At 57.7% G+C, this 8,015-nt stretch carries 3 protein-coding genes and 6 pseudogenes; 6 read left to right on the top strand and 3 right to left on the bottom strand.

Features of this window, described 5'->3' with window-relative positions; translation table 11 throughout:
• Nucleotides 1-202: 202 nt before the first annotated feature.
• Nucleotides 203-637: pseudogene (locus MKI86_RS04160) on the top strand (helix-turn-helix domain-containing protein); the annotation flags it as partial.
• Nucleotides 638-757: 120 nt separating this feature from the next.
• Here the strand turns inward: MKI86_RS04160 and MKI86_RS04155 are convergent.
• Nucleotides 758-1,848, bottom strand: a pseudogene (locus MKI86_RS04155) (IS5 family transposase).
• A gap of 60 nt (nucleotides 1,849-1,908) precedes the next feature.
• Between MKI86_RS04155 and MKI86_RS04150 the strand changes: the two are divergent.
• From MKI86_RS04150 to MKI86_RS04140, 3 pseudogenes are all read left to right on the top strand, one after another.
• Nucleotides 1,909-2,555 (top strand): annotated as a pseudogene (locus tag MKI86_RS04150) (IS630 family transposase); the annotation flags it as partial.
• Nucleotides 2,556-2,576: 21 nt separating this feature from the next.
• Nucleotides 2,577-3,174: pseudogene (locus MKI86_RS04145) on the top strand (Mu transposase domain-containing protein); the annotation flags it as partial.
• Nucleotides 3,164-3,433 (top strand): annotated as a pseudogene (locus MKI86_RS04140) (ATP-binding protein); the annotation flags it as partial. The pseudogenes MKI86_RS04145 and MKI86_RS04140, both read left to right, overlap by 11 nt.
• Here MKI86_RS04140 and MKI86_RS04135 read toward each other — a convergent pair.
• Together MKI86_RS04135 and MKI86_RS04130 are read right to left on the bottom strand one after the other, a co-directional pair.
• Nucleotides 3,428-3,747, bottom strand: a pseudogene (locus MKI86_RS04135) (IS630 family transposase); the annotation flags it as partial. The pseudogenes MKI86_RS04140 and MKI86_RS04135 overlap by 6 nt on opposite strands.
• A gap of 69 nt (nucleotides 3,748-3,816) precedes the next feature.
• On the bottom strand, nucleotides 3,817-5,625 hold the full coding sequence (locus tag MKI86_RS04130; protein WP_241597692.1) for a site-specific integrase: 1,809 nt from the start codon (nucleotides 5,623-5,625) through the stop codon (nucleotides 3,817-3,819).
• Between the two features lie 303 nt (nucleotides 5,626-5,928).
• Between MKI86_RS04130 and MKI86_RS04125 the strand changes: the two genes are divergently transcribed.
• Complete coding sequence (locus MKI86_RS04125) at nucleotides 5,929-6,663, top strand: glycosyltransferase family 25 protein (RefSeq protein ID WP_241597679.1); 735 nt, start codon at nucleotides 5,929-5,931, stop codon at nucleotides 6,661-6,663.
• Nucleotides 6,647-7,987 carry an O-antigen ligase family protein gene (locus tag MKI86_RS04120; RefSeq protein WP_241597677.1) on the top strand — a complete coding sequence of 447 codons (1,341 nt, stop codon included), beginning with the start codon at nucleotides 6,647-6,649 and terminating at the stop codon, nucleotides 7,985-7,987. Before MKI86_RS04125 ends, MKI86_RS04120 begins: the two co-directional genes overlap by 17 nt.
• Nucleotides 7,988-8,015: the final 28 nt, after the last annotated feature.

Here is an 8,015-nt window from a genome sequence, read left to right as displayed (position 1 = left end):
AGAATACCGGTGAAGGTCTTCAGGTGGCGCTCCGGATGTTCCTGCCGCCGATCGCGCGAGGCATAGTAAAGGGCTGCCGGCGGTGAGAGGCCTCCGAACGGTCGATCATCCCGGACATAATACGCCGCCTCACTAACCTCGACTCTTTGGCCTTCCCAAAACGCGGTGAATCTGAATCTCTGGTGCGCACCGGAGGTGTTCGATGCGGTCAGGGATTTCTTTGCGGGAAGATTTTGATGGAGACGGCCTGCGACGGCTGGCGCGGCAGACGAAGGACGCAGCCCAGGCACGACGTCTTTTGGCACTGGCGTCGATCTATGACGGAGGCTCGCGATCTGATGCCGCCCGCCTCGGCAATGTCACGCTCCAGATCGTTCGGGACTGGGTCCTGCGCTTCAACGAACGCGGCCCCGATGGTTTGGTCAATGGCAAGGCTCCCGGTCATCCGTCGCGGTTGAACGATCATCAGCGTGCGGCCTTGGCGCAGGCCATCGAGCATGGGCCGACACCCTATCTCGACGGCGTCGTTCGCTGGCGTCTATGCGATCTGGCGCAATGGCTGTGGGAAGAATTCCGCGTTTCCGTGAGCGAACAAACGCTGAGCCGCGAAGTGTGGGCCATGGGCTATCGCAAGCTGGACACCTCGATTTACCCCGATTTCCTGCATTGACGGGGCGATCTGAGCCTGCCGCCGCTTTCGGTGGTGATATTTGAACTGTCTGTATTGGCATTCCCGCCCCTTGCGGGGCGGCCGTCGTCATGCGGCGGCATGGCGACCTTCGTGGAAGACGTATCGGAGCATGTTGTAGGCGATATTGGCCATGCCAATCTTCACCTCGGCCCTTCCAATCCCGATGGTCCTGATGAAGAGCTTCATCTTGTCCTTCTGCCTTGCAAAGACATGCTCGACAGCGGACCTGATCTTGGATCGTCGCCCGTTGGCCCGCGACGTCGTTTCCGGCATTGGCTTGCCCTTCGGCTTTCGCTGATGAATGTCCGACTTCAGGCCATTCCTTACCAGCCACTCCTCGTTCGTCTTGGATCGGTAGGCGCTGTCGGCCCAGACCGTTGAGGCGGTATTGTCCTTGGTCACGACATTCCGGAGTTGGGCACCGTCATGGGCGCTCGCACTTGTCACCGTCCATCCCCGTATGAAGCCATGTGCCCGGTCGATGCCCGCGTGATTTTTGTAACCAAACATCGGAATGGCGATGTCATGGGTCTTCGTTGGCGCTGATTTCGGCGTTTCCCTCGGCTGCTTCGCCTTGGAATACTTCACCGTCCAACGCGCATCGCGATCCTTCTGGGCAAGCTTGGCGGGCTTCTCCTTCCAGTCCTGCGGTATCTCACCGGCTTTGATGCGTCTTTCTCTTCCTGGTTATTGCGCTGCCTCGGAGCCTGGATGATTGTCGCATCGACGATCTGCCCGCCCTTGGCCAGATACCCGGACCGCGAGAGATGTTTGTCGAAGCGAGCGAACAGATTATCAATGGCACCGGCTCGCACGAGACTTTCGCGAAACAGCCAGATCGTCTTGGCGTCCGGCACCTTGTCGGAAAGGCCGAGCCCCAGGAACCGCATAAACGAAAGCCGGTCCTGGATGACGAACTCGGCCTGGTCGTCGGAGAGATTATAGAGCGCCTGGAGCACCAGGATCTTGAACATCAGCACCACCGGAAACGGCGGACGCCCGCCCTTTGATCCATCCGATCGCTTCAGCGCCTTGGCCAGCGGCTTCTCGAACACAGGCCACGGGATGATGGCATTCAGCTTCTCGAGCGGATCGCCCACGGCGCTCAGCCGTTCATAACGCTCGTCCAGATCAAAGAAACCAGGCTGTCCCCGCATCATCTGCTCCCGCCAAATCACGCATGTCAGAGGGAATCACGATTTGCCGAAAAGGGGGAGGTTTTTAGAGGGGTCCAGCTGGCTGCCCGGCCCAGACATCACGCGCAAGACCCTCAAGCCGTTGAGGATTTTAAAAAAGCTTCCCTACCGCTGTGGCAGAGATTGCCGCCGGCGCAGCGAAAGGCAAAAGAATAGAAATCTGGTTCGAGGATGAGGCGCGTATCGGCCAGAAGAACAAGATCACCCGTCGCTGGGCCAGGCGCGGAACGCGGCCTTCCGCGCCGCACGATCAGCGTACAAGGTCGGCCTACATCTTCGGCGCAATCTGCCCGAAGCTCGGCAAGGCGGCAGCGCTGGTCATGCCGTGGTGCGACACATACGCGATGAACCGGCATTTGGCCGAAATCGCCCGCCATGTCGCCGATGACGCGCACGCCATCCTCATCATGGATCAGGCGGGATGGCACATGTCCAACAATCTCGTCGTGCCCGAAAACATCACCATCCTTCCACTCCCGCCGAAATCGCCGGAGTTGAACCCGGTCGAAAATCTCTGGCACTTCATGCGCGAGAACTGGCTCTCAAACCGCGTCTTCAAATCCTACGACGACATCGTCGACCATTGCTGTGATGCCTGGCGGAAACTCGAAAGCCAGCCTTGGCGCATCATGTCAATCGGACGCAGAGAATGGGCAAATGGGTTCTGATCAGTGAGAGGGCGTATTACCCGCCTGTTCGACGGCTTCGTCGAGTATACAAAGCGGGTTACGCCAACCTGCCTCATCCATCTGGAGCGCAATCGCTACAGCGTCCCGGCATCCTTCGCCGAGCCTGCGGGTTTACCCGGATCGTGTCGTCGTCGCAGCGGAGGGGCAGATCGTCTGCGAGCATCGCCGCGTGATCGACCGTTCTCACGATCGGCCAGGACAGACCATCTACGACTGGCGGCACTATCTGGCGGTGGTGCAGCGCAAGCCCGGTGCTCTTCGCAATGGCGCTCCATTCGTTGAGCTACCGGAGGCATTCCGGGCCTTGCAGCAATATCTCCTGAAGAAGCCGGGTGGCGACCGCGAGATGGTCGATATCCTGGCCCTTGTTCTCCAGCATGACGAACAGGCCGTGCTGTCGGCCGTGGACATGGCGCTGAAGTCCGGCGTTCCGACCAAGACGCATGTGCTGAACCTGCTGCATCGCCTCGTCGACGGCAAATCCTTCACACCGCCCACCATCGACGCGCCTCAGGCCTTGACGCTCACCAATGAGCCCAAGGCGAATGTCGAACGTTACGATGCGCTGAGAAAGACGGAGGTTAGCCATGCGTCATAATCCGGCAAGCGGCGCTGTCGTCATCATGCTGCGGCAACTGAAGATGCACGGCATGGCCCAGGCCGTTGGCGAACTCACCGAGCAGGGATCGCCGGCGTTCGAGGCTGCCATCCCGATCCTATCGCAGCTCCTCAAGGCCGAGACCGCGGAACGTGAAGTGCGATCGACGGCCTACCAGCTCAAGACGGCACGCTTTCCAGCCTATCGTGATCTGAACGGCTTCGACTTCACCAGCAGTGAGGTCAACGAGGCGCCCGTGCCCGCCAAGCCAGTCGCTAAAGGCGCTTCGGCTGATGCGCATGTAGCGCTCGGTATCCAGGCGCCCGACCATCTCGTTTAACGTGATGTCCTTGCGCTCCTCGATCATCCCGACGATGAAGTCTGCATATCCGTCGAGGCGCGAGCCGCGCCGTCGCCCTTGGGGCGCGGTTCGCCGATCTTCGCCCGTGCGATCCAGCGGATCGCGCTCGATATTCCCACGCCAAATCGGGATGTCGCCTGCCGGGCCGATGCCCCTTCGCTTGCAACTATCAAGACAGGCAACTGCAAATCTTCGCCGAGCGCTCTGGCCATAAACAACCTCCGTCAAGTGTATGTTGAAGCAAAAAAATCAGCCAGCGCGTCACATCACAATCGATTCATCTATACCCGGATGTGCTCTAGCTTCAGTTTCGGATAATCAATCGCGTTTACCAGCTCCACTCGCTGCGCCAGCATACCCTGAACCAGAACGCCGTAACCGCGCGTCACAAGATTGCCATTGCCATGTCCAAAAATGAAGTTGAATTGTTCATCGAGGTAGCCGGCTCGCCTGAGAGCATCCACGGCGCCATGACGGAATGAATAGAGGGAAAGGCCGCGCCCCTTCTTCAATCCAAGCTTGGTGAGATAGCGGCTGAACTCCCGGCTAAACTCGGCGATCATCTGTCCGCGAGCATTCCTGATGGCGCGCGGAAAGACACGCGTATGTCCAGCTTTCTTTGTTTCTTCGAGGTACTCTAGAAAACCTAGCCGTTCCAGTTCTCGATGAATCGGCACGACACGACGTGAGCCGAGCGTCTTGACGCTCTTCAGGTCCTCCTCGCCTTCATCCGAAGTCTCGGTAATATTCATGATCCAGGTGTCGTCCTGCTCGCTAACGTCGCTCATGGCCAATTGCGCGATTTCGGCTGGTCGGGCACCTGAATAGAGCATGATCAGCGGCACCCAGTAGCGATGGTCCCGGATCTTTACTGAACCAGGCTTACTCCAGAAACGAGGTGCTTCGTCGCTTTCGCAACCAGTGAACAGGGGAGAGCGGAACAAGACGTTCATCTGCTCCACTGTGAACGGAAACACCTTCTTGCGCTTGTCCTTTGCCAGCGACATTCCCGAAGTCGGATTGTTGTCGATATAACCATGCGCCACCAGCCAATTGCAGAACGACCCTAAGCTTGCCAGGTATCGATTGACCGTTCGAGAAGTTAGGACCGGTTTGCCTATGGCCTTGTTGTGTTCAACGATCTGGGCGATGTTCATGCCCTTGAACGCCGTTATCTCCGCTGCTTTTACGGGATATTTCATCAAGAGCGCTTTCCACTCACGAACGGCCTTCTTGTCAATCCGGGCTGCCGGGCAGGTGGTGCCGACGTGCTGGACGAATGTGCCGATGTCGCGTCTAGCCTGGTTGATGGTGTCGGCTGTGATGCTCTTTGGGTTCTCCCTGGCATAGACCTCGAAAAGTTCCATGATGGTTTCGCCTGGGGCGGCAACCTCCCGTACGGTGGCGGCAGCAGGTTTCACGATTGGGTCTTTGGGCACCCCGGTGAAATCGCCCTTGTCGCGCTCCGTGGTGCGCTGCAGGGCTTCGATCTCGGCTCTGATGAGCAGGTTGCACAGTTCACGGTGTGAGTCAGAGCCTGCATCGATCAAGATACGATGACGTGTGATGAAATCACGCGCAGCCGTGGCGACCGGCTTGGTGCTTCCCGAGCCCAGCGCCTCCTTCAGCAGGTTCAAGCGGCGAGCGCGCAGATTTGCATCGTCGGCACGAGCTCTCACCATGAGTTCGTAGTCCGTGTATGCATTGATCATGCCGTAGAAGTCGTCGGACGAGATTTCGCCCATGTCGATCCGGCGATATAGCTGTTGCAGCTCTGTGTCGATCTGCACGGGTGTCGGCATCGTCAGCTGCTTCCGGTCGTACTGTTGGAGCGTTGCCTCGTAGTGCTCCCAAACCGCGACTGCCTTGTCGTTGACGGTGACGTCCCGACGAGAACGGATATCTTCGAAAAGGGATTCCCACTTCTGGAGTTCGGGATACAGACGCTGCTTGGCGACGGTCTCGTCCTTCGTGCGCAGAGACACTTTTTTGTCCTCGCTCTGGAAGTGATCTCTCAGATCCGTCGGGAAATAAATTCGAGCATAATAGGTGCCGCCTTCGCGGCGGATCAGATTGGAGCGTCGGGCCATGAAAAGGGCTTTCGGAACAGGTTACAGGAACAGTAAACCGGAACACCTCTAGCCGAGATATGTCAGATTTTGCAATATGTTGAATGGAAACAATGCCCTGGAGAAACTTGGATTATGTTCCTGGCGCCCCAGCCATTTAACTCTTTTGTCCAAGTAAATCGGCATGTTCAGATCCCCCTGTTGACCTGACGACGCGCCACTTGCGGAGATGCGCTTGAGAGTGTTACGCGCATGCCAAATACCTAAGGCTTTATTTGCCGTCGCATTTACCGGCTATTTGCGCGCCAAGAAGATGGTTTGGACATGGACATCCGCATTTACGCGATTAATCTGGATCGTTCGGTTGAACGCTGGACTAGTCTATCTAGGCGTGCGGACGATTTAGGCTTTGGCCTTGTTCGTGTCGCCGGAGTCGACGGTGTAAAGACGCCGCCGGAAGAACGTGTCGATTGTGATGCGAGAGCGTTCGAGCGTAACAACGGCCGCACCATGCTGCCGGGTGAGTATGGTTGCTATCGAAGCCATTTGAAGGCTCTGGCGGAATTTTACGCAACGGGCGAAGCCGCGGGCGTCATCGTCGAAGATGACATCGAGCTTTCAACCACACTTGTTGCCCGTGCCGTAGCCATAATAGAAGCCATTCCGGATGCAGATGTCGTGAAGCTATGCAACCACCGTGTCGTCGGCTTCAGGCATGTCGCCAACTCGCAAGAAGGCGATGAGATTGGCCGTGCCGCACATGGTCCGCAAGGATCCGCCGCGTGTTATGTTGTTACGCGAAAAGGCGCCAAGCGCGTGCTCGAAGGCCTGAAAATCATGGAATACCCTTGGGATGTCGCTCTGGAACGTGGATGGGCTTACGGTGCCAAAGTCTACACGACGCGTCATGACGTGGCCGTACCAGGGCGTGACAGCACAACGATTGCAACAAGCTCGTTGTACCGTGCCGCCAAGTTTCCCTGGTGGAAGCGGCTAAGGACATACGCTATCCGCATCGTAGAGGCTGTTCGCAGGATCGGATATGCGCGAAATGGTTGAACAGCTTTCGGTATCGCGCGCCGGTATGAACGCCGTAATATTTGCTCTTTTATGGGCGCTCATGGCTTCCGCCATGCTGTTAGAAAGCGATACCTACCGCTATGTCTCCATAGTACTGGTTGTGTTTGCCGTTGTCTGGCAAAGGGATGGCATCCGGCGCGTTTCGCGAGACTGGCTGGCGGTCGCCTGCTACGTCTGGGCTTTTTACACGGCAGGCCGCTTTTTCTATGGTGTATTTGTCGCCGGGGAGAAGGGCACGTCGGAATGGCTCTACATTTTCCCAGCCGTCTTTCCGCTTGTTGGCGTCGCCCTCTACGCCACCAGAGCCTATATTTTCCCGGGTGCCACGCTGACTGTCGTCGTCGGTTTTGTGGCGCTCGTGGCCACGCTGAACCCTGCGGTCATCATTGCGGGCGAGAGGGCGGCGCCACTGTTCCACCACAATCCCATTCATGCCGGGATCGGCAGTTGCATGCTTTTTCTGACCTCGGTCTTCTGGCTGCTCTACGCGGCTGAAACCGGGCGTTTGAAAGGCCGTTTCAAATTCCCGATGGTGGGGCTGGGCGTACTCACACCCATTCTCAGTCTTTTTGGCGCTCTGGGCGCGCACTCAAAAGGAGCTTGGCTGGCGCTGGTCTTTGTCATGGCCCTCATGGCTATTCTCGCGCTGCTCCATTATGCGGGCAGATGGCGGCTTCATCTCTTGGGCGGGCTCCTGTTGACGGCAGTGGCGGTGGCTTTGATTTCCGCCTCCTATGTCGAGAAAGTGGCTGGCCCCACTATCGAAGCGGCTGCGAAGCTGACGGATGATACCGTTGCGACCGAGGGGCCGATTGCGTCCATGCAAAGGGCGATTGTTGATCCTGCAACACCATCGTCCATGCGCGAGCGTCTGAAATTATGGTCGAATGCCATTGAATTGATCCAGGCTGCTCCGTTTGTGGGATGGGGCAATGAATGGCTGCGTGAGTGGCGCAAGACGACCTATGCGGATGTCGGTTTCACTCTGATCCACAACGGCTATCTTGAAATCATGGTCCGCCATGGCATTCTCGGAATGGCCTTTCTTCTTGTTTTTGTCGCGACCGCTGTCCGCCGCATCAATGCTGCGCACAGTGGCGGCCTCATTTCCTCAAGCCTAACGGCCTATCTTTACAGTTTAAGCTTCTTCTTCTTCTGCACGATAACGACAAACTCCAATAATCGCCTCGCATTGGGGGAATCCTTCTTCATTCTGGGAGCGGCGGCCGTGTTCGCGATTAGTCTCGCGCAGGAAGACCGTATGCGGGGTGAGCATGAAGAGCGTTTAGCCCAGCCAGTCTAGGCGGCGTCAGCAGCCCCGGCGGTTCCGG

The organism is Shinella sedimenti (assembly GCF_022601905.1).
Lineage (GTDB): Bacteria > Pseudomonadota > Alphaproteobacteria > Rhizobiales > Rhizobiaceae > Shinella > Shinella sedimenti.
Note: the sequence above shows the minus strand (reverse complement) of the source record. Positions and strands in the feature narration are given on the sequence as shown.

Bases quoted from the DNA above. Each gene is read 5' to 3' on its own strand.
- MKI86_RS04125 (WP_241597679.1), top strand. From the start codon at position 5,929: ATGGACATCCGCATTTACGCGATTAATCTGGATCGTTCGGTTGAACGC.
- MKI86_RS04120 (WP_241597677.1), top strand. From the start codon at position 6,647: ATGCGCGAAATGGTTGAACAGCTTTCGGTATCGCGCGCCGGTATGAAC.
- MKI86_RS04130 (WP_241597692.1), bottom strand. From the start codon at position 5,625: ATGGCCCGACGCTCCAATCTGATCCGCCGCGAAGGCGGCACCTATTAT.